Genomic DNA, 22,279 nt, shown 5'->3' with positions numbered 1-22,279 from the left:
CCTCTCCCGTCGGGAGAGGGGTCGGGGTGAGGGTACGGCACCACGTCGTCGCGCAAATCGACTCAATGCCGCTGTTGTTTGGCGTGCTACCTCGGTGCTGGTGCTAACGCAGCATCAGCATGTCGTTTTAGCGAGTCGGCGGCCGCGTGGAATGTTCAAACGTTGCAGCGCTTCGATAGCGATACGCAGATTGGTCGTGCAGTCGATTCAGTGATTTGAGCTGCAAACGCACGGGCCCTGCCATGCGTCAACACGACCGGCGCTACGCGTTCGTCCCCTCACCCCTCTCCCAGTGGAAGAGGGGCTTAAGCAATTCCGTGTTTCCGTTCTTGTCGGTCCGTTCTTCTTCCACCCTTCACCGCCCAGGATTTTCATGCGCACCATCATCGCCCTCGAAACCCACGACGTCCGCTTCCCCACCTCACGCGAGCTGGATGGGTCGGATGCGATGAATCCCGATCCAGACTACTCGGCGGCCTACGTCGTGCTGCGCACCGATGCACCCAATGACCTGGCCGGCTACGGACTGGTGTTCACCATTGGCCGCGGCAACGACGTGCAGACCGCTGCAGTGGCCGCACTGGCCGAGCACGTGGTGGGCCTGCGCGTGGAAGACGTCATCGCCGACCTGGGTGCCTTCGCACGCCGGCTCACCAACGATTCGCAACTGCGCTGGCTGGGCCCGGAAAAAGGCGTGATGCACATGGCCATCGGCGCGGTGATCAACGCCGCCTGGGACTTGGCCGCACGCGCGGCGAACAAGCCGCTGTGGCGCTACATCGCCGAGCTCACGCCCGAGCAGCTGGTCGACACCATCGACTTCCGCTACCTCACCGACGCGCTCACCCGCGACGAAGCGCTGGCCATCCTGCGCAATGCGCAGCCACAGCGCGCGCAACGGATCGCCACGCTGATCGAGCAGGGCTACCCCGCCTACACCACCTCGCCCGGTTGGCTCGGCTACTCGGACGAGAAGCTGGTGCGGCTGGCCAAGGAAGCCGTGGCCGATGGCTTCCGCACCATCAAGCTCAAGGTCGGCGCCAACGTGCAAGACGATATCCGTCGCTGCCGCCTGGCGCGCGAGGCGATCGGCCCGGACATTGCGATGGCGGTGGACGCGAATCAGCGCTGGGACGTGGGCCCGGCGATCGACTGGATGCGCCAACTGGCCGAATTCGACATCGCCTGGATTGAAGAACCCACCAGCCCGGACGATGTGCTTGGCCATGCCGCAATCCGTCAGGGCATTACCCCGGTGCCGGTCTCCACCGGCGAACACACGCAGAACCGCGTGGTGTTCAAGCAACTATTGCAGGCCGGCGCGGTGGACCTGATCCAGATCGATGCCGCACGCGTGGGCGGCGTCAACGAAAATCTCGCCATCCTGCTGCTGGCCGCAAAGTTCAACATCCGCGTGTTTCCGCACGCTGGCGGTGTTGGTCTGTGCGAGTTGGTGCAACACCTGGCCATGGCCGATTTCGTCGCCATCACCGGCAAGATGGAAGACCGCGCCATCGAATTCGTCGACCATTTGCACCAGCACTTTCTCGACCCGGTGCGCATCCGCCACGGCCGCTATCTCGCGCCGGAGGCCGCGGGTTTTTCCGCAGAAATGCATGCCGCCTCGATTGCGGAATTCAGCTATCCGGGCGGACGGTTCTGGGTTGAGGATCTGGCGGCCAGTGCAAAGGCCTGAGCCCGCGTTCCCTCATCCGCCCTGCGGGCACCTTCTCCCGCGCGCGGGAGAAGGAAGGCGTCGGTCGTCCGGGACGGCGGGGTCATAGGTCTTTGACGTCGCGGAACGCCAACCGCTGACCGCAGCGCACTGCAGATGCCCGGCGGTGGTCCATGGCGCAGCCGTCCCCACCACGCCCGAGCCAAACCGAATCACACCCTGCTCCCGCCTGCGGGAGAAGGTGCCCGAAGGGCGGATGAGGGCGCGGCCTAGCGCTGCGCGTCGATCGCCTCAGTCAGCGCAAAGATCCGTCCGGCCTGGCGCCATTTCTCGCCCGGTGCACTGCCGGGCAGCGGCTTCTGGAACCGCCACATCAACTGCTCCCATGCCTGGATGCGCGGGTCCGCCGCATCGCGCGCGGCCTTGACGGCCGGATCGTAGTGCTCGCTCACGTCCATCAGCATCACCAGCCGATCGCCGCTGCGAAAGATCTCCAGTTCCTCGATGCCGGCCTGCTGCAATGACGCCACCACTTCCGGCCACACCTCGGTGGCCCGATGCCAGCGCTCGTACTCGGCGATCAGCGCCGCATCGTCGTGCAGATCCAGCACGTAGCAAAGACGCGGCATGCTCAGGCTCCTGCAATAACGGGCGCTGCACGGCGTGCGCGCAACGCGAATACCAAAATCACTGCGAAGCACGCACCTGGCACCACCATCGCCCAATGGATACCGGCCATATCCGAGACCGCGCCCATCACGGCGGTGAGCAGCGCACCGCCGATGATGGACATCACCAGCAAGGACGAGCCCAACTTGCGCGCATCGTCATGCATGCCGTCCAGGCCCAGCGCAAAAATAGTCGGAAACATCACCGACATGAACACGCTGGCGGCCACCAGGGCATACAACCCGGTCCAACCAGGCAGCGCGATGGCGACTGCGCACAAGATCAGATTGATCACGGCAAAACTTGCCAGCAGCTTCGCGGGCGCCAGATAGCGCAACAGCGCGGTGCCGATGAAGCGGCCGGCCATGAACAGCACCAGCGAAATGGTGAGATAGGTCGCTGCGGTTTTTTCCGGCGTCCCCGGCACAGCATCCTGCAGGTAGCGGATCAGATAGCTCCAGATGCCGACCTGCGCGCCCACGTAGAAAAATTGCGCCACCACCGAGAACATGAAGCGCCGATTGCACAGCAATTCGCTGAAACGGGCGCGCCTGGGCGCGACACCGGCGTCTGCCACCGGCGCGCCGGTGGGAAAGCGCACCAGCGCGATCAGGATCGCCCACAGCACCACCACCGCACCGATGATCAGGTACGGCATCTGCACCGCCGACGATTCGGTAGCGAAGAACGCCTCGCGCGCGGCCGGCGCCATCGCCGCCAGCTCGGTAGGGGTGTGCTCCACGCCGGAGAAGATGAAGTGCTGGCCCACCAGCACGCCGGTGATCGAGCCCAGCGGGTTGAAGGCCTGCGCCAGGTTCAAGCGCCGCGCCGCGCCATCGGCGGGGCCGAGCACGGTCACCAGCGGATTGGCGGTGGTCTCCAGGAACGCCAGCCCGCTGGCGATGACGAACAACGCCAGCAGGAACAGCCAGTAGGTGTGCACCTGCGCGGCCGGATAGAACAGAAACGCCCCGCATGCATACAGCAGCAGGCCGAGCACCACGGCCGCCTTGTAGCTGTAGCGGCGCATGAACATCGCCGCCGGCATCGCGAACACGAAATAGCCCATGTAAAAGGCACTCTGCACCAGCCCGGCCTGCAAGTCGGTCAGCTCGAACGCCTTCTTGAACTGCTTGATCAGGATGTCGTTGAGGTTGTTGGCCATGCCCCACAAAAAGAACAGGCTGACGATCAACAACAGGGGAACCATGGCGGTACGCGCCAGGTTGCCGCGCGGTGACGCGGCAATGTCACTGTGATGCATGCGACCGTTCCCCTCCCAAGGCTGTGGCGCTTGCGTTGCAATCGAGCGAGCGTACTGCGCAGGCCAGCGCCATGCAAATATAAAATCTTTGTTTATATTTGCACTACCGCGCACCACCTGACCCCGCCCCGCGTTGCCTGTACCCTGGCGCGCCGCACCCTGCCTGGACCTGCAAACGGATGAGCACCGAACCCGCCAAGTATCGCGCGCCGGCCCTGGACAAGGGGCTGGACATCCTGGAGCTGCTCGCCCGCCAGGCGCAGCCGATGAGCATGGGCGCGATCTCGCAGGGCATCGGCCGCTCGCGTGGGGAGATCTTCCGCATGCTGCAGGTGCTGGAAGAGCGCGGCTATCTCACCCGCGATGGCGAAGGCGACTACGTGCTGACCAATCGTCTGTTCATGCTCGGCATGCAACAGCCGCACGTGCAGAACATCAGCGAGGCCGCGTTGCCGGTGATGCGGCGCCTGTCCGATGCGATCTACCAGCCCTGCCATCTGGTGGCGCCGTCCGGCGACCAGATCGTGGTGATCGCGCAGATGGACGTGCCCAGCGACCTGGGCCTGGTGGTGCGCCCGGGGCATCGTCGCCCGTTGACGCACTCCAGCTCCGGGCTGGTGCTGTTCGCTTTCCAGCCGCCGGAGGTGCAGGCACGCTGGCTGGACATGCTCGATGCCAGCGAGGTGCCGTTCGAGCGCGCGCAATTCCTGGCTGCCGCCGCGCAGGCGCGCAGCGACGGCTACGCCATGCAGCCCAGCGAAGCGGTGGTGGGGGTGGTCGATCTGACCGCACCGATTCTGCAACGCGGCAGTGCGGCCTACACGCTTACCGTGCCCTTTATCGAACGGCGCCCTGCACTGGTCAGCCCGCAAGCGGCGTTGCAAGCCCTGTGCGCGGCAACTGCCGAGATTTCCAGCGGGCTGCACTAGCCGCACGCAGCCGGCGCCGCACCGTCCAGGCGGGACCCGTGGCCTGGTCGATCGCCCCTATACTCGGCGCGATCGCCCGCGCGGGATCGCATGTCCAGCATCACCTTCGGGATGTGGAGCACCATCCTGCTGCTCGGCAGCGCGCACGGCGTGCTCGGTGCCGGCCTGTTGCTGCTGGCGCCGGTCAATCGCATCGCCAACCGTTGCCTGGCGGCACTGCTGGTGGTGGTGGCGCTGATCACGCCCTACACGCTCGGCTATGCCGGCGCCTACGACGCCTATCCGGACCTGACCTACGCCGCGCTGTTCTGGGAGCTGGCCATCGGGCCGCTGGTGTGGCTCTACGTGCGCCAACTGGCGCGCCAACAGCTGCCACCACGCTGGGCGCTGCATCTGCTGCCGGCACTGCTGCAAGGCGGCTACGACACCTGGCTGTTCACCTGGCCGCTGCAACGCAAATGGGCCTGGAACACTGCTGTCCAGGTGCCCTGGATCGCCCAGTTGCAGGATGCGTTGGTGCTGGCCTCGCTGGCGGTGTACCTGCTGCTGGCCTGGCGCGACTCCCTGGCCTATCAGCGCTGGCTGGAGCACCACAGCAGCGCGCGCGAGGAGCTGCGGCTGCCGTGGCTGCGCGGCTTTCTGGTTGCCGCCTCGTTGCTGGTGGCGTTGCGGCTGGGCTTCACCGCCGGCGACCGCTTGTGGCATCGCCTGTCCTACTTCGACGAGTTTCCGCGGTATCTGGCCACCGTCGCGCTGGTCTACTACCTCGGACTGGAAGGCTGGCGACATGCCCGAGCGTCCTACCCACCGCGCGATGCGCCGCAGACGCCGGACCCGCCGGCACCCACATGAGACCTGCCCGCGCCAGCCGCCCCGCAGCCTGTGGTGGTGGAGAAGGACTGGCAGGCGCTGGGGCAACGCGTGGCTGCCGAGGTCAGCGCACACGGCTGGTGGCGCGAGCCGAACCTCACCCTGCCCGAGCTGGCGCGTCGCATGGGCACCAACAGCAACTATCTGTCGCGTGCGCTCAACGAGGGCCTGGGACAGACCTTCAGCGGCTTCGTCAACGCACTGCGCATCGCCGAGGCGCAGCGCCTACTGGCGGGCGATGAGGACATTCTCTACCTCGCGCTGGCGGTCGGCTTCGGTTCCAAGGCCAGCTTCAACCGGGTGTTCCGCGCGCAGGTGGGTTGCACGCCCAGCGACTACCGGCGCGCGCAACGTCGCACATCCTGAAAATCGCACGGCAATTGGCCATGTGAGTCGCCCGCTGCGATGCAGCCGGCGACGCTGGCGACTCGTGCCCAGGAGTTGCCATGCCCCCTCGCATCCGTCCTCACCGCTTGCTGTTGCGGTTTGCGCTGCTCTGGCCGGAGTACGGGGCGTCGGCGGCCCACCAGCGCCACCACTGAGCAGCGATAGCCCCCTCGCAGGCCCGGCGCTGCTGGACGATATCGATGTGTTGCACCAGGCCTATGGCGCGCTGCATCCGGGCCTGTACCGCTACGCGATCGAACAGCAGGTCGCACAACGCTTCGCCGACCTGCGCACCGAACTCGAACACGGCGCCACGCTCGGCCAGACCTACCTGGCCATCTCGCGTCTGACCGCCAGCGTGCGCTGCGGCCACAGCTTTTCGAATTTCGTCAATCAGCCCGAGCCGATCCAGCACGCCCTGTTCCCCGGCAACCGTCTGCTGCCGTTTCATTTCCGTTGGCTGCAAGGCCGCATGGTGGTCAGCCGCAATGGGTCCGACCAGCCCGGCCTGGTACCGGGCACCGAAGTGATGTCGATCGATGGCGTTGCCGCTTCCCAGATTCTGGCGGCCTTGATGACCGTGGCGCGCGCCGACGGCAACAACGATGCCAAGCGCATTGCACAGATGGAGATGCAGGGGTTTGCGCGCATCGAGGCCTTCGATGTGTATCTGCCGCTGCTGTTTCCGCAGATCTCCGCCAACCCGGTGCTGGAGGTGCGCACGCCGGGTGCAACCGTGCGACGCGCGCTACGGGTAAGCGGCATCGACACGGCCCAACGCAACGCAATGGCACCCCAGCGTGCACGCGACAGCGCAACGCCGGCCTGGACGCTGGCGATGGACTCGGCCGATCTGGCAATTCTGCGCATGCCGGACTGGGCGCTGTATGACAGCCGCTGGGATTGGCATGCCTTTTGCGCCCGCAGCTTCGCACGCCTTGCCGAACGCAAAGTGCCTGCGTTGGTGATCGATCTGCGTGGCAACGAGGGCGGGCTGGATGTGGGCAGCGTGCTGCTGGGCTATCTGGCCGCAGGCAAGGTGGCGGTGCCGCCGTTGCGCCACTTGGTGCGCTATCGGCGCTTACCCGATGCGTTGGCGCCGTATGTCACCACCTGGGACCGGTCCTTCCGCGACTGGCGCGCGCGTGCGGTTGCCTACGACAGGCGTTTCTACACGCTCGACCCCGCGCGCGGCAGCGTAGCGCAGCGCTACCTGCCATTGCGCACGCCGCACTTCAACGGCCGGGTATTTGTGGTGACCAGCGCCGAGAACAGCTCGGCCACCTTCGACTTTGCACAGCAGCTGCAGCGCAATGGCCTGGCCACGCTGGTCGGCCAGCCCACCGGCGGCAACCTGCGCGGCATCAACGGCAGTGCGTTTTTCTTCCTCCACCTGCCCAACTCGAAGATCGAAGTAGACATGCCGCTGGTCGGGCAGTTTCCAACCAGCGCGCAGCCAGATCGCGGCGTGTTACCCGACGTGTCAGTACACCTCACCGCGCAGGATCTGCAACATGGTCGCGACGTAGACATGGACGCAGTGCGCGCCTTGCTGCGCGGTGATTGAATACCGCCGCAGGCAGGCCGGAAACGCACCGCATAGCCAAGGCTATAAAGATCAGACCGACCTTCGCGTGCAGTGCAAACGCACCGACCGCCGCAATGCGTTGGTACACTGCGCGCCCCTTGGGGAGTAGCCTGCTTTCGTGTATCGAAAGCGCCTGCATCAACATGCTCGGCCATTGCGCCGTGGTGCAGGCAACCAGTTTCGGTTTGGCGAGACCAGCGGCATGCGCGTACGACGATGGTTGGCGCGGGCGCATGCCGTTGTGATCGCGCCCAACCCGAGAGTGTCGATGTCTCCTTTTTCCATTGTGTTGATCGGTTTTGCCATGTCCACCGACGCGTTCGCCGCGGCGATCGGCAAGGGCGCGGCGATGCGCAAGCCGCAGTGGCGCGATGCGCTGCGTGCCGGTTTGATCTTCGGCTGTATCGAAGCAATCACCCCGGTGATCGGCTGGTTGCTGGGCCGTGCGGCGTCCAGTTATGTGTCTGCCTACGATCACTGGATTGCCTTCGTGCTGCTCGGCGCGCTGGGCACGCACATGATCGTGGCCGGTCTGCGTGCCGATCCTGACGACGCCGATGAGGCGCCTGATGCCCCGAAGAAAAACGGTCTGCTTGCACTGGCCGCCACCGGCTTTGCCACCAGCATCGACGCGATGGCGGTGGGCGTGAGCCTGGCATTTTTAGATGTGCATATCGGCGTGGTTGCGCTGGTGGTCGGCCTGTGCACTTTCAGCATGGTCACTGCAGGGGTCATGCTGGGCCGCGCGCTCGGGAATCTGATCGGCAAGCGTGCCGAGATTCTGGGTGGATTGATTCTGGTGATCGTCGGCAGCGTGATTCTTTATGAGCACCTGGGCGGCGCAGCATAAGCGCACCTTGCAGCCAAGCGCTGTTGCGCGTGCTCGGGCTTGCCCGCGATGCGACATGAGCGGGAATGCCACATCACCTTGCATGCCGGCGCTGACATTGCCACCTGCAGCAAACCCGCCTCAGCGTTTTTTCGCATCGTGATGCGCACTCAGAAACGCACGTAGCGATGCCGGCTTCACCGGTTTGGTCAGCAACCGATAGCCGCGCTCGCGCGCAAGCTGTTTGAGTTCGTCGCGGCCGTCGGCCGTGAGCAGGGCGCCGGCGATCGGTGCGGGTGCGGCAGCTTGCACGGCATCGAGCGTGTCCAGGCCATCCATGCGGTCGTGCAGGTGGTAATCCACCAGCATCAGGTCCGGCTGTTCGCGCGCGCGTTCCAGTGCCTGGTCCACGGTGCTGGCGGTGATCACCTCCACCTGCCAGCGGCCGAGCAACGCACGCATGCCGTCGAGAATCTCGCGGTCGTTGTCCACGCACAGCACGCGCAGGCCGGCGAGCGAATCGCCACTGGGCGATGCACGTGTGGCCGTCACTGGCAACAGCGGGGCCACCGGCACCGGCGCCACACGCGGCAACAGGATCGAGAACATGCTGCCACGACCGACCTGGCTGCGCGCACTCAGATCGTGATCGAGCAGGCGCGAGATGCGTTGGCAGATCGACAAGCCCAATCCCAGGCCTTGCTCGCCCCAGTCGAATGGCTGCTGATAGCGGCGGAACTCTTCGAAGATCTGCCGCATGTGGTGCTCGGGAATGCCCGGACCGGTGTCCCACACCTGCAGCTCCACCTGCTGCCCACGCCCGCGCATGCCCAGCACGATGCGTCCCTGCCGCGTGTAGCGCAGCGCATTGGCCAGGAAGTTCTGCATCACCCGACGCAGCAGGCGGCGGTCGCTGCGCACCCAGATCGGCCGGCTATGCACCTGCAAATGCAGCCCGCGGCTGGACGCCACCGGCGCGTATTGCGCGGCCAGCTCGTGCATCAATGCGCTGGCGTCGAAGTCCTCCACCGTCGGACGTAATCCGCCAGCATCCAGGCGCGAGACGTCGAGCAGGCCGTCGAGCAGTTCCTCGGCCGCACGCAGCGAGGCATCCACACGTTCGGCCAGATGGCGCTGTTCTGCGTTGTTCTGGTGGCTCTCGCGCAAGGCCGAGGCGAACAGCCGCGCGGCGTTGAGCGGCTGCAACACGTCGTGGCTGATGGCGGCCAGAAAACGCGTCTTGGATTGCTGCGCCAGCTCGGCCTCGCGCGAGCGATCGGCCACGCGTTGCTCCAGATTTTCGTTGGCGTCCAGCAACGCGCGCTCGGCGCGCTTGTAGTCGGTGATGTCGTTGTAGCTGGTGACGTAGCCGCCGCCGGGCAGCGCCTGGCCGCGCATTTCGATCACCTTGCCGTCGCTGCGGGTGCGCTCGAACACATGCGGCGAACCGGCGCGCATATGCCGGATACGGCGGTCGATCTGGTCTTCGATATCGCCTTCGCCCAGCTCGCCGCGCTCGGCGTTGTAGCGGATCAGGTCAGCGACCGGGCGGCCCACATACAACATCCCGTCCGGATAACCGAACAGCTGCTGGTAGCGCCGATTCCACGCGGTCAGGCGCATCTCCGGATCGACCACGCTGACTGCGGCGCTGATGTTTTCCAGCGTGGTAGACAGGATCTCGCGATTGAAGCGCAGTTCCTGGCCGGCTTCGTCCAGCACCGCCACCACTTCGCCCAGCTCCATGCCCGAACCGCGCAACAGGCTGGTCAGCACCAACCGTGCCGAGGCCGCGCCGATGGACGCCGCCAGCAGGCGCTCGGTGAACTGCACCCAGGCGCGATCGGCCACCACCGTCGGTTGCAGTTCGCGCTCCAGCAGCAAGGCCTGGTCGACGAAAGCGCGATGGGCATGCCGCTCGCCCACCACGCGTTCGGCCAGCGCCTGCAGGTCGGCAACGCGCACATGCCCGGGCCAGTCGCCGGCCACTGCCGGACGCTGCGCATACGGGTCCAGGAACGGCGCTGCGCGCAGCCGCTCGTCCACGCCCGGGCGCCAGCGTGCCGACACAAGCATCATCGCGCCGACGTTGATCAACAACGACCAGAACGTGCCGTGCGCCAACGGGTCCCAGCCACGCATGCCGAACAACTGCTGCGGCTGGAGCCATTCGATGCCGAATGGCCCGTCCACCAGCCAGTCCGGCTGCAGCAAGCCGGCACGTGTCGCGGCCGGCAGCAGCAACGTATAGATCCAGGTCATGAAGCCGAGCACCATGCCGGTCTCCACACCCTTGCGGCTGGCGCCACGCCAATACAGCCCGCCGATCACGCCAGGCGCGAATTGCGCCACCGCCGCAAACGCCATCAGTCCGTACGCGGCCAGCGTGGTGTCGTCGGCCACGCTGCGGTGATACCCGTAGGCAATGAGCGCCAGCAGCAAGATCGCGACACGACGAATCCACAACACCCGCGACGCCACCGCCGCACGCGCATCGGCGCTGCCACGGCGGCGCAGCAACACCGGCATCACCAGATCGTTGCTGACCATGGTGGCCAGCGCGATGCTGGCCACGATCACCATGCCGGTGGCCGCCGAAAAGCCGCCCACGTAGGCCACCAACGCCAGCACCGTATTGCCCTGACTCAGCGGCAGCGCCAGCACCACCGCATCGTCCACCACCGCGCTGCCCTTGCCGAACAGCGCGATACCGGCCGAGGCGATCGGCACCACCATCGCCGAAATGATCACCAGGTACGCACCGAACAACCAGCGCGCGCGACGGATATCTCCGACATCGCTGCATTCGACCACCGCCACATGGAATTGCCGCGGCAGGCAGATCACCGCCAGAAAGCTCAGCAGCGTCTGCGAAATGAACCCCACCGACGGCGTGTGTTCGAACAGGGTGCGCGCCGAATCGGCGATATGCAGCTGGTGGTCGCTCAGCCACAGCCAGGCGAACAGGCCCACCGCCACCATGGCGATCAACTTGATCACCGACTCCAGCGCAATGGCCAGCATCATGCCGTGATGGTGTTCGGTGGCATCCACCTGGCGGGTGCCGAAAAGTGTGGCGAACAACGCCATCAACAGCGCCACATATAACGCCGGGTCGGCGAAGATGCCGCGCCCGGCGCTGCTATGCCCGGTCAGCACCTCCAGGCTCATTGCCACCGCTTTGTACTGCAGTGCCAGGTACGGCACGATGCCGACCAACGCGATTACTGCCACCAGCGCAGCCAGCCGCCGCGAGCGGCCGTAGCGCGAGGAAATGAAATCGGCGATGGAGACGGTGTTTTCGGCGCGTGCGATCAGCGCCAGCCGCTCGATGATGCGCCAGCCGAACAGCAGCAACAGTAGCGGCCCAAGGTAGATCGGCAGATAGCCGATGCCGTTGCGCACTGCCGAGCCCACCGCACCGTAGAAGGTCCACGACGAGCAGTACACCGCCAACGCCAGGCTGTAGACCGCTGGCCGCAGCCACGGCCGCTCCGGATACAGCGGACGGCGATCGCCCCACCACGCCACCCCGAACAGCAGGGCTGCGTAGCCAAGGGAAACCAGCAGCAGGATCCAGCTCGAAACCAAGATGTCCTCCTTTACACGGCGCAGCGCCAGCCGTGGAGTTTACGCAGTCGCGCACGTTGGCGTTGCCTGCGCTGCAGCGGACCAGAGCCGGCGTCAGGCGATGGGTTGCGCCGACGTTCGTGTATCGCCTCGCCGTGCTGCGCAAGGCCTTGGCGAATACGTTGCCGCGGCTTGCAGGGCATCGGTCATTGCAAACGCGCACTACAACGCGCAGACCGCTCACGCGCCACGACGGTTGACACGCGCAGCTGCCATCGCGGTCATCGGTCTGCATGACCACGGGCACAGGACGCAGCACCTGCGTAGCAGTGTGCCGCGCAGGCGCCGCTGCCGCGTTCGCTGGGACGCTTGATGTTAGCGCTATCACGACTTACTGTCTGTCCAGCTTGCAGCCGTCGATGTGCCGACCGCGTTTCATTGCACGATGCTGGTTTGCATGGCGCGGATCGATCGCCACGCAACGCTGTCGTCCGCACCATCCGCGGAGGCCAGTGACCGCTGCATGCCGACCAGGGTGGTCACCCAGCGTCGTGCGCTTTGGTCACAACGCGATGGAGCGCGGAACATCGTGCAGGCGTGACACATGCCGGCGCGGTGTATCGACCAAGCCCGTCTCTCGGTACCGCAGTCGAGACGAGCGTCGCACCACACCCATCCAGAAGTCAGCACAGCATGCGTGGAGAGCCCATGTCCGTTCCAGCAAGAACACAGACCTCGTCAGTTGCGCCGTCGCGCCTGCGCTCCCTGCTGATCATCGCGGCCGGCCTTTTCGCCGCCGACGGTGTCTGGGCCTGCAACACGCCGGTGTCGGTCTGCGAACGCGACAGTGCCGGCGCAGTTGCGCTGATCCGCTCGGAGGTGCCGGCCACGGTCGTGATCGATGCATCGGCCGATCCGGCCGTGCGGTCGGTCGCTGACAATTTCGCGGCCGACCTGCAACGGGTCGCCGGGCGCCACAGTCGCGTGACCACCGATCTGGCGACCGTCCGCGGCACGGCGGTGATCGTTGGCACGCTCGGCCAGAGTCCGATCATCGATGCGCTCATCGCCGCCGGGAAGATCGACAAGCGTGCCTTGCTACAGCGCTGGGAGGCGTATACGCAGATCGTCGTCGATCGCCCCACGCCACAGATCGACCGGGCGCTTGTCATCGTCGGTGCCGATCGCCGTGGTGCGGTATTCGGCACCTACGATGTCTCGGAGAAGATCGGCGTGTCGCCCTGGTACTGGTTCGCCGACGTCGCAACGGCGCATCGCTCCAACCTGTTCATCACCCGCGGCAGCGTGTCGGATGCGCCGAAGGTGCGTTACCGCGGTTTTTTCATCAACGACGAAGATCCGGCCTTGAAGGGCTGGGCGATGAAGAAATTCGGCGGCGTCAATGCGAAGATGTATGCGCATGTGTTCGAGCTGGGCCTTCGCATGAAGGCCAACTCTCTATGGCCGGCGATGTGGGGCAAGGCGTTCAACGTCGACGACCCCAACAATATGGTGCTGGCCGATCAGATGGGCATCGTCATGGGCACCTCCCATCACGAGCCCATGATGCGCGCGCAGAAGGAATGGCATCTCAAGAGCATCCCCGATAGCGGCGGTGCCTGGGACTACAACAGCAATGCCGCCAATCTGCGTGCCTTCTGGAAGGGTGGCATCGCGCGCATGATGTCCAAAGGCAGCGGTCAACGCTACGACAGCCTAGTGACCGTCGGCATGCGCGGCGATGGCGACGAACCGATGGCCGAAAGCACGGCCAGCCATCTGCTGGAACGCATCGTGGAAGACCAGCGCGCCATCATTGCAGACGTGACCGCGGCACCGGCCACGCAGACGCCGCAGGTGTGGGCGCTCTACAAGGAAGTGCAGGACTACTACGACCACGGCATGCAGGTTCCCGACGATGTCACGCTGCTGTTTTCCGACGACAACTGGGGACAGATTCGCCGTCTTCCTGTCGCTGACCTGCAACGCGCGGGCGGTTATGGCGTGTACTACCACTTCGATTATGTCGGGGTGCCGCGCAACTACAAATGGATCAATACCAACCAGATCGAAAAGATCTGGCAGCAGATGGATCTGGCCTACCAACGCGGCGCACGGCAGCTCTGGATGGTCAACGTCGGCGATATCAAACCGATGGAATATCCGCTGAGCTTTTTCCTGAAGATGGCCTGGAATCCGGAAGCGATGACGCCCGGCGCGCTTGCGGCGTATCCCCAGCAGTGGGCGCAGGAATCGTTCGGCGCTGCACATGCCGCGCGTATCGGCGAGCTGATCACCCGCTACAGCACGCTGGTCGCGCGCAGGAAACCGGAATTGCTCGACCAGGAGACCTTCGCTTTGGGCGAGGGCGCACCGGCCAAGCTGGATGGCGGCGAGTTCGGGGCGATCGTCGCCGACTGGCAGGCGCTCGAGCAATGCATGCGTGACCTCAAGGCGAGCGTGCCGGCCGACCAGCACGATGCGTATTACCAGCTGGTCGAGTACCCGATCGCTGCAGTCTCCAATCTCTACCAGCTCTACTACGCTGCCGCGTGGAACAAACGCTTGGCCGCACGCAACGATGTGCGTGCCAATTACTTCGCCGATCTGGTCGAAACCACCTTCGAGCGGGATAAGGCGCTGACGCAGCACTACCACGCGATCAACGATGGCAAATGGGACGGCATGATGAATCAGGTCCACATGAGCTATGTGGTCTGGAACGACCCGACCGAGCAGTCCATGCCATCGATCAGCCGCGTTGGCGGCAACACGCCGCCCGACCGGATCGCCCGCTCCATCGCGTTCGCACCGCCTGCTCCGCCCATGCCAGGCGTGATCTCGATCGAAGCACCGATGTTTTCGCGGGTCATCGCCAACAAAGCCCTGCAGTGGACCGCGATCCCCGCGCTGGGACGCACGCAAGGCGCCGTGGTCGCGTTGCCGCAGGGGCAACCCGCCACCGTGGCCGAAGACCGCGTCGCAGTGGAGTACGACGTGGCCGTCACGACGCCGGGCACGGCGACGATCGGCCTGTATCTTGCACCCACACTGGATACGTCCAACCGCGGACCGCTCCGCCTGGCGGTGTCCATCGACGATGGTCCGGTGACCACCGTCAACTCGGATCTGCACCCGACTGGCGGGGCGCAGAACACGCCCACCGAAAAGGCCTGGGCAACGGCAGTACAGAACAATGCGGTGTTCCTGTCGGCGCAGATGGGCGCGCTGGCAAAGGGGCGGCACACCATCAAGGTCTTCAGGATCGACGACAACCTCGTCCTGGAGAAGCTGGTGCTGAGCACCGTGCCCGTGCCTGCGTCCTATCTGGGGCCAGCGCCGACACGCTGACGCATGGCGAGCTGGAGGGCGGCCACAACGCGCTCCAGCCGCTTGCGGGCGACCATTGTTGCCGCCGGGACGGACCGCGCAACGCCGGCCGACACCAGCCCTCACCCCGGCAGCCGCACCTCGACCCGATACACCTGCCCACTCACGATGTTGACAATGCGCTGATCCGGACAGGCCTTGCCATCGACCCGCACCTCCATCGCGGTGCGGCCCGGCTCGCGCGTCAACGCGACTTCGAAGTTCGCACCACGGAAGTGGCGCGTTGCACGCGCGTGCGGCCAATGCGATGGCAGCTGCGGACGGATCGCCAGCGCATCGCCCTCGCCGACCAGCCCGAATAGACCTTCCAGTACGCAGCGATACACCCACGCCACCGTGCCGGTGTTGAACAGCTGGCTAGAGCGCCCGGCCGTGCGCGGGTATTGATGCCACGCACCGCGGTAGTAGTTGGGCAGCGACACCGGCAGGTGGCCGCGTTGCAGCACATCCTCGCGGCTCGGCCCTGGCAGCAGGGCGCGCAGGATCTCCCAGGCGCGGTCGGCCTCGCCAATCCGGTACAGGCTGTACAAATAGAATGCCGCCGCGTGGTTGTACACCGCCCCGTTTTCCGCCGCGCCCGGCCACTTCTGGGTCAGCCGCCCCACGTCCTCGCGCATCTGCGTGTACGCCGGTGCCAGCATCACCGGTCCATACGGCGTATGCAGCTGCGCGCGCACCGCTTCCAGCAACGCCGCACGTTGCTGCGCATTGGCGGTGCCGGCCAGCAACGCGAAACTCTGCGGATTGAGATAGATGCGACCCTCCACATCGGCGGCGATACCAAAGCGCACACCGTCGTCGGTAATGCCGCGCGCATACCAGTCGCCGTCCCACAACTCGCGGTTGGCATCGGCGTTGATAATGCCGACCGCTTCGCCGAAGGTCTGTGCCTGCGCGCTGCGGCCCTGCGCGGTGCAGATCTGCGACCACAAGCGCAATGCATACGCGGTGGCGACGGTGAGCCAGCCGGACACCCCCTTGCCGCGCCACCCGACCATGTTCATCGGGTCGCACCAATCGCCCTGCGCGATAAAACTCAAACCACGTGCATCGCGCGCATCCAGCAACCACTGCATCGCCACATCCAGTCGCTCGGCCACGCTCAGGCGCTGCCCGTCATGGGTTTCCACGATCGCGTCCAGGATGCTGGTATCGCCGGTTTCGGCCAGATACGCGCTCAGGAAGATCGGCAGCCACACGCAATGATCGGTATGCGGCACCTGGTTGATGTATTTCAGCTCGGCGCCTTCCACCAACAGAATGCCGTCCGGCATTGCGCCGCTGGGTTCCTGCTGCGACAAGGCGTGCAACAGCGCCGCGCGTGCAGTGGACGGCTGCAGGTAGGCCATGCCCATATGGTCCTGCAGATAGTTGCGCGTCTGCGGATCGGTGGTCAGGCGATTGACGTCGCCGTGATAGAACACCTGACGCGGCAACCAGTGGTTGACCAGATTGTCCAGCGCCGCGTCGGGCGTTGCGATCTGGACGCAGCCACGGCCGGCCTGCAGATAGTCCGCATACTCACGCGCCGCCTGTGCAAAGCCGGCTTCCGACAGATAACGCGCACGCAGCGCGGCGATTTCGGCATCGTCCTTGGCCGGCCCGAATGCGAAGCGATACACGCTGGCTGCATCGGCGTCCAGTGTCAGCCGGTATTGAAACGCTGCCGCTGGCGTCTCGTAATGCGCATCGTGGTTGCCCAGGTGCTCGGCCTGCACGGCCGATGGCGCATGCAGGCCACCCTCGCCTTCGAACGCCATCTGCTGCGCGTCCCAGGCCACCGGCGTCTGCTCGTGCAGCAGAAACGTGCAGTCCTTGAAATCGCGCTGGCGGAAGTAATCGTCCACCTTCTGATACGGCGCCACGCTGCGGCAGACGATGCCGCCCAGCGCCGGCTCGTAGCCGCCGGCCTGGTGCATCCACGACATGTAGCCGACCGGGAAATAGGCGTACAGGCTCAACCTGCGCGCACGCCCGGAGGCATTGTGTACACGGCATTCCCACAGCTCCACCGCATCGTCGGTGGGCAGAGACACGCATAACTCCACCACGATGTCGTCGTGACGCACGCGCCAGCGCACATCGTGCTTGCCGGCAGAGAACTCGAATGCCTGCGGCTGCGCGCGCACCGGTTCGTGCGGCACCGAATACAACGCGCCGGTGTCTTCATCCTTGAGGTAGAAGAAACGCCCGGGATGATGCGCGTAATACGGCTGCTCCGGCATCATGAAATTGCGCGCTTCCAGCATCGGCGCATGCGCGTATTTCGAGGGTTCCGGCTGCATGAACTGAGCGGTGGTATAACCGCGGCAGGTCAGCTGCAGCATCATGCGGCGGTTCCATAAAAACCCGCCGGCATTGGGCATTGCGGTGGGACTGTAGAGCGCATAGCGCGCACCATCGGCGCTGGGCGCCATCAAGCTGGTCAGCGCATCGGACGTCGCAGCAGGCGTTGCAGACACGGTCAGGAGTGCTCCGGTTCGTCGCGCTTGCGCGCGGCCAGTTCGTGCTGGATGCGGTGCAACAGCACGTCGTCCAGTGGATAAAAACGCATGGTCCAGGCAGCCAGCAGCGCCACCGCACCCGGAATCACCGTCAGCAGCAGGACGATGCCGGTCAACGACCCACTGGACTGCGCCGTGTTGGCGACATAGCCCATCGCGGCCAGCACCCAGGCGATACCGGCCGAGGCCAGCGCGCCGCCGAGCTTTTGCGAGAACGTCGCAGCGGCGAACGTCATCGCCGTGGCACGGCGACCGGTGCGCCATTCGGTGTAGTCGGCGCTATCGGCATACATCGAAAACGCCAACGGCGATTTCGGCCCCAGCGCCAGTCCAATCAGTATGTTCAACGCAAACACGGCCCACACCGCATCGGCGGGCACGAAGAACATCGCACAGCTCAATAGGCCGACGAGCACCATCAGCCCGCACATCAGCCGGCGCTTGTCCCAGCGCCGCGTCAGCAGCGGGGTGATCGCCGCGCCCACGCCCAAGGCAACCGAATAGCTGCCCAGAAACAAGCCGACCAGATCCGGGCGTTGCACGTAGTACTTGAGGTAATACACACCGGCACCGCCGCGCATGGTGATCGTGATCATGATGATCAACGACAGTACGAACAGCACGCACCACGGCTTGTTCTGCAACAGATCGGCGATGTCGCGCCGGATCGGCGTGCGTTGTTGCGGCGGTGGTTGCACACGCTCGCGCGTGGTCAATGCCACGGTGACGAACAACACCATCGCCACTGCACCGTACAGCATCATCGTGCGCTGCCACCCAAGCGCATCGTTGCCGCCGCCGAACCAGCGCACCAAGTCCATCGTGAAGTAATTGACCAAGGTGGTGCCTGCAAACGCACCGATGAAGCGCAGGCTGATCAGACCGGTGCGCTGCTGGCTGTCGGCGGTGATGACGCCGGACAGCGCCGAATACGGAATGCTCACCACCGTGTACGCCAGCATCATCACCAGGAACGTGATGGTGGCCCACCACATGCGCCCGTGTTGATCCAGATCCGGCGTGGTGTAGGCAAGCACACCGGTGACCGCCATCGGCAGCGCGCCCCACAGCAGATAGGGGCGGAACTTGCCAAGCCGGCTACGCGTGCGGTCGGCCAGCGCGCCCATCGCCGGGTCGGCGATCGCATCGGCGATCTTGGTCAACAGGATCATCGTGCCGACTGCGGCAGCCGGTAGGTGCATGGTGTCGGTGTAGAAGATCAGCAAAAATGCCGAGATGTTGGCCCAGTACAGATTCAGACCCAGATCGCCGGCGCCATAGCCCAGCTTCTCTCGCCAGCGCAGGCGCGCCGATGCAGCAGACGTTGCGGGCGGTGACGGCATCGACACACCTTCAAATGCGTTGTACCCGGCCGAGCACGCCGGTACGCTGGGTGCCCGCGCACCTGGCGAGGAGCGCCGACGCTACACCACGCATCGGCTGCCGCCAACGTGAAATCCACTCGAATGCCGAATAGACACAGAGATATAACCTGACGTGATGGACACCGCTGCACACGCCACGCCCGCGTCCGCTTCGTCGCTTGCCCTGGTGGTGATGGGCGTATCCGGCAGCGGCAAGACCACCATTGCGCAAGCGCTTGCAGCGCATTACGGCTTCCGTTTTCTGGATGCCGACGACTACCACAGCGTGGCAGCACGCGCGCAGATGGCGGCCGGCCAACCGCTCACCGACGCGATGCGTCTGCCGTGGGTGGAACTGCTAGCGGCCACCCTGCGCGATTGCGTGCAGGCGGGCGAATCGGTGGTGCTGGCGTTCTCCGGTTTGCGCAGCGCACACCGCCAATTGCTGCGCAACAGCGGCGTGCCGATGCGCTTCGTATTCCTGCACGCAGCCCCGCACGTGATCGCCGCCCGCCTGGGCGCCCGCGCCGGCCACTTCATGCCACCGACGTTGCTTGACAGCCAGCTAAAGACCCTGGAGTTGCCGCTGGACGAAGCCGACGTGGTGTCGGTGGACGTGGATGCCAGCGTGCCCGCCGTCGTGCAGGACGCGATCGCGCAGCTGGCAGCGATCGATCCCGCTGCATTGCAGCATGCTTCACGTGCATCGGAACGCGTGTCATTGGGCGCATCCGATTTGCCCGACGCGTGAGGTGATTGCCGCCTAGCGCGCGGGCGTTGTGCGTTGTGTTGTGCGTTGTGTTGTGCGTTGTGCGTTGTGCGTTGTGCGTCACGATGCTGCCGCTGTTGTCGCGATGCACAACACGCCGAGCGATAGCGTCGCCAGCAGTGTGACCGCAACGCACATAGACAGTGCGCGCAATACGACCGCACAACGCACCTGCTGTCGCGTCAGCTTCCGCGCCACGCCCGCATCACCCACCGCAGGCATCCGCACCCCGCACCAGGAGCGCCGCACGCGCGGTCACTCACCGTGCTCAGCGCAGGCATCCATTCGCTACGAACTACAGCACATTGGATCCGCCCCCCGACATCGCGCACCGGACGCTCGTCGCATCCGCTCTCATGGCGCACGCCCAATTGCAGCAAAAACCCACCGCACAAGGTTGCGCGAAATTTCCTGGTTACTTCTTTCAAACCATGGTGGCACGCACACATTTGGCCAACGCTCATCAATCATTTTTTCTATCGCGACAGCGCAAGATAGTGATGAATCATCATGATCTGCGCGAATAACGAACAGATTGAACGCAAATTTTCCAAGCTGGTGGTACCAGATGCAAACGGACCCGACCGCTTTCTGAATGTAGCGCAGCGCAGGTATTGCGCGACCACTTCAATCGTCCATCTTTCGGTCAGCAGATCCGGGGGGATCCACTGCTTCCTTCCATCTAGGACATGCCGTGATGACCAATCCCAAACGCCGTTTGCGGTTCCGCAGTTTGACGCTCGTTCCTTGTCTGCTCGTCAGTGCCGTGGCTTTCGCCCAGTCTTCCGCCAGCACTGCGCGACAGCCGTTATCGTCCCTGGATACCGAGGCATTCGCACGCTCCGGCCAGGTCTGGCGCAGCTTCGGTCAAGACCTCCCCTTTGCAAGCCCCAGCAACTGGACGACAGCCGGTGGCGGCTACTTGAATTCGCGCTTTGCACCTGGCGAATGGAAGATCAACCGCACCACGGCCAAGACCCTCAAGCCGGCATGGACACTGACCACCACCGGCGATATCTCGGCCACGCCCAGTGTCGAAGGCGGCACCCTGTATGTACCCGACTGGGGCGGCACGCTGTATAGCGTGGACACCCAGACCGGCAAGCCGAACTGGCAAGCCAAGCTGTCCGATTACACCGGCAACGCCAACTCGGTGACGCGCAATACGCCGGCCATCAGCGCCAAGAGCATCATCGTCGGCGACCAGGTTGCCGGTACCTTGCTGGCGCTGGACAAGAAGACCGGCAAGCTGTTGTGGAAGACCACGGTGGAAGCCAATCCGCAGGCGCGCATCACCTCCTCGCCGGTCATCTACGGCAACCGCATCTACGTCGGCCTGTCCTCCGGCGACTGGGGCAATCTGACCGCCAATCACACCTTCAGCTTCCGCGGCAGTGTGGTCGCGGTGGACCTGAACACCGGCAAGAAGGTGTGGCAGTTCTACAACGTGCCTGAGGGCTATACCGGCGCATCGGTATGGGGCCAGGTGGCGATCGACCCGATCAACCGCCGGCTGTATTTCGGCACCGGCAACAACTACAACATTCCGCAGGACGTGGGTAACTGCATTTCCAATGCGCGCTCTTACCGGGGCAGCGAACTCACCGTGCAGGATGAACTCAGCTGCATGGCGCCGGACAACTACGTCGATTCGGTGATTTCGCTGAATCTGGATACCGGCAAGCTCGCCTGGGCCAACCGAGCGCAGGGGTACGACGCCTGGAATCTGTCCTGCCTCGTCGCTCCCACCAACGGGCTGTGCCCCAATACGCAGGCGACCAACCTGACCGGGCCCGATTACGACTTCGGCGGTGCTGGCGTGCAACTGTTCGCCGTGTGGCGCGGTGGCAGGCCGCAGCAATTGGTCGGTGCCGGTCAGAAGAGCGGCAAGTACTGGGCGTTCGATGCCAAGACCGGTACCAACGTGTGGTCGACACAGGTCGGCCCGGGTGGCACCACCGGCGGCGTGGAATGGGGTACCGCCTTCGACCCGTACAAGTCGCAGGTCTATGTGGCCATCAACAACAATTCCAACGCCACCTACACGCTTGGCCCGGCGAACGTCCAGAGCCATAACGGCGGCTCGTGGGCCGCACTGGATGCCGCAACCGGCAAGATCAAGTGGCAGGTCAAGGTGCCCGGCGTCAACCCGGTCAATCCGACCGTGCCGGCGGGCGGCCAAGGCTCGCTGACGGTCTCGCCGAACCTGCTGTATGCCGGCTCGATGGCGGGCAACATGGTCGCACTGGACACCGACACCGGCGCCACCGTCTGGAACTACAACGCTACCGGCTCGGTGATCAGTTCGCCGGCAATCGCCAACGGTGCGCTGTACTGGGGCGCCGGCTACGGCCGCTTCAACTTCGGTACCGCCGCCACCGGCAACCAGCTGACCAAGTTCGTGCCGGATCACGCAGCCAAGTAAGCAGGAGCCGCAGGACGGCAGTGATGCGTCCTGTCCGACACACGAC

The 22,279-nt window shown here is 65.0% G+C and carries 11 protein-coding genes, 2 pseudogenes and 1 riboswitch; of the genes and pseudogenes, 8 read left to right on the top strand and 5 right to left on the bottom strand.

What is annotated here, in order from left to right; genetic code table 11:
- The first annotated feature begins 373 nt into the window (after nucleotides 1–373).
- Nucleotides 374–1,696, top strand: a complete 1,323-nt coding sequence (locus tag XBLMG947_RS05055) for an L-fuconate dehydratase (protein ID WP_065466679.1) — start codon at nucleotides 374–376, stop codon at nucleotides 1,694–1,696.
- Between the two features lie 248 nt (nucleotides 1,697–1,944).
- On the opposite strand, the gene XBLMG947_RS05050 is transcribed toward XBLMG947_RS05055, so the two are convergent.
- Together XBLMG947_RS05050 and fucP are read right to left on the bottom strand one after the other, a co-directional pair.
- A complete protein-coding gene (locus XBLMG947_RS05050) occupies nucleotides 1,945–2,304 on the bottom strand; it encodes an L-fucose mutarotase (RefSeq protein WP_065466678.1) in 360 nt (119 codons plus the stop codon).
- 2 nt (nucleotides 2,305–2,306) lie between these two features.
- Entirely contained in the window at nucleotides 2,307–3,608 is a 1,302-nt protein-coding gene (gene fucP, locus XBLMG947_RS05045; protein ID WP_065466677.1) for an L-fucose:H+ symporter permease, read from the bottom strand.
- A gap of 179 nt (nucleotides 3,609–3,787) precedes the next feature.
- On the opposite strand from fucP, the gene XBLMG947_RS05040 reads away from it, so the two are divergent.
- The 4 genes and pseudogenes from XBLMG947_RS05040 (at nucleotide 3,788) to XBLMG947_RS05025 (ending at nucleotide 8,232) form a co-directional block, all read left to right on the top strand.
- On the top strand, nucleotides 3,788–4,537 hold the full coding sequence (locus XBLMG947_RS05040; RefSeq protein ID WP_065466676.1) for an IclR family transcriptional regulator: 750 nt from the start codon (nucleotides 3,788–3,790) through the stop codon (nucleotides 4,535–4,537).
- A 111-nt stretch (nucleotides 4,538–4,648) separates the two neighbouring features.
- Nucleotides 4,649–5,773 (top strand): annotated as a pseudogene (locus XBLMG947_RS05035) (helix-turn-helix domain-containing protein).
- A gap of 130 nt (nucleotides 5,774–5,903) precedes the next feature.
- Nucleotides 5,904–7,361 (top strand): S41 family peptidase, encoded by a 1,458-nt coding sequence (locus XBLMG947_RS05030; RefSeq protein ID WP_065466689.1) that lies wholly within the window; start codon nucleotides 5,904–5,906, stop codon nucleotides 7,359–7,361.
- Nucleotides 7,362–7,476: 115 nt separating this feature from the next.
- Nucleotides 7,477–7,638: riboswitch (yybP-ykoY riboswitch) on the top strand.
- Between the two features lie 12 nt (nucleotides 7,639–7,650).
- The gene (locus XBLMG947_RS05025; RefSeq protein WP_065466688.1) at nucleotides 7,651–8,232 is read left to right on the top strand and encodes a manganese efflux pump MntP; all 582 of its coding nucleotides are present in this window, start codon (nucleotides 7,651–7,653) and stop codon (nucleotides 8,230–8,232) included.
- Nucleotides 8,233–8,352: 120 nt separating this feature from the next.
- On the opposite strand, the gene XBLMG947_RS05020 is transcribed toward XBLMG947_RS05025, so the two are convergent.
- A complete protein-coding gene (locus XBLMG947_RS05020; protein WP_065466675.1) occupies nucleotides 8,353–11,802 on the bottom strand; it encodes a hybrid sensor histidine kinase/response regulator in 3,450 nt (1,149 codons plus the stop codon).
- Nucleotides 11,803–12,489: 687 nt separating this feature from the next.
- On the opposite strand from XBLMG947_RS05020, the gene XBLMG947_RS05015 reads away from it, so the two are divergent.
- Nucleotides 12,490–15,132, top strand: a complete 2,643-nt coding sequence (locus XBLMG947_RS05015) for a glycosyl hydrolase 115 family protein (protein WP_065466674.1) — start codon at nucleotides 12,490–12,492, stop codon at nucleotides 15,130–15,132.
- A 101-nt stretch (nucleotides 15,133–15,233) separates the two neighbouring features.
- On the opposite strand, the pseudogene XBLMG947_RS05010 reads toward XBLMG947_RS05015, so the two are convergent.
- Together XBLMG947_RS05010 and XBLMG947_RS05005 are read right to left on the bottom strand one after the other, a co-directional pair.
- Nucleotides 15,234–17,633 (bottom strand): annotated as a pseudogene (locus XBLMG947_RS05010) (GH36-type glycosyl hydrolase domain-containing protein); the annotation flags it as partial.
- A 2-nt stretch (nucleotides 17,634–17,635) separates the two neighbouring features.
- On the bottom strand, nucleotides 17,636–19,018 hold the full coding sequence (locus tag XBLMG947_RS05005) for an MFS transporter (protein ID WP_065466673.1): 1,383 nt from the start codon (nucleotides 19,016–19,018) through the stop codon (nucleotides 17,636–17,638).
- Nucleotides 19,019–19,175: 157 nt separating this feature from the next.
- Here XBLMG947_RS05005 and XBLMG947_RS05000 point away from each other — a divergent pair, with 157 nt between their 5' ends.
- Both XBLMG947_RS05000 and XBLMG947_RS04995 read left to right on the top strand, forming a co-directional pair.
- Entirely contained in the window at nucleotides 19,176–19,790 is a 615-nt protein-coding gene (locus XBLMG947_RS05000) for a gluconokinase (RefSeq protein ID WP_065466672.1), read from the top strand.
- A gap of 715 nt (nucleotides 19,791–20,505) precedes the next feature.
- Nucleotides 20,506–22,233: an outer membrane protein assembly factor BamB family protein gene (locus XBLMG947_RS04995; RefSeq protein WP_065466671.1), complete on the top strand. Its 1,728-nt coding sequence runs from the start codon at nucleotides 20,506–20,508 to the stop codon at nucleotides 22,231–22,233.
- The last annotated feature ends 46 nt before the right edge of the window (nucleotides 22,234–22,279 follow it).

It is taken from the genome of Xanthomonas bromi (assembly GCF_900092025.1).
GTDB lineage: Bacteria > Pseudomonadota > Gammaproteobacteria > Xanthomonadales > Xanthomonadaceae > Xanthomonas > Xanthomonas bromi.
Note: the sequence above shows the minus strand (reverse complement) of the source record. Positions and strands in the feature narration are given on the sequence as shown.

Coding starts and splice junctions, on each gene's coding strand:
- XBLMG947_RS05055 (WP_065466679.1), top strand. CDS start 374: ATGCGCACCATCATCGCCCTCGAAACCCACGACGTCCGCTTCCCCACC.
- XBLMG947_RS05050 (WP_065466678.1), bottom strand. CDS start 2,304: ATGCCGCGTCTTTGCTACGTGCTGGATCTGCACGACGATGCGGCGCTG.
- fucP (WP_065466677.1), bottom strand. CDS start 3,608: ATGCATCACAGTGACATTGCCGCGTCACCGCGCGGCAACCTGGCGCGT.
- XBLMG947_RS05040 (WP_065466676.1), top strand. CDS start 3,788: ATGAGCACCGAACCCGCCAAGTATCGCGCGCCGGCCCTGGACAAGGGG.
- XBLMG947_RS05025 (WP_065466688.1), top strand. CDS start 7,651: ATGTCTCCTTTTTCCATTGTGTTGATCGGTTTTGCCATGTCCACCGAC.
- XBLMG947_RS05015 (WP_065466674.1), top strand. CDS start 12,490: ATGTCCGTTCCAGCAAGAACACAGACCTCGTCAGTTGCGCCGTCGCGC.
- XBLMG947_RS05005 (WP_065466673.1), bottom strand. CDS start 19,018: ATGCCGTCACCGCCCGCAACGTCTGCTGCATCGGCGCGCCTGCGCTGG.
- XBLMG947_RS05000 (WP_065466672.1), top strand. CDS start 19,176: ATGGACACCGCTGCACACGCCACGCCCGCGTCCGCTTCGTCGCTTGCC.
- XBLMG947_RS04995 (WP_065466671.1), top strand. CDS start 20,506: ATGACCAATCCCAAACGCCGTTTGCGGTTCCGCAGTTTGACGCTCGTT.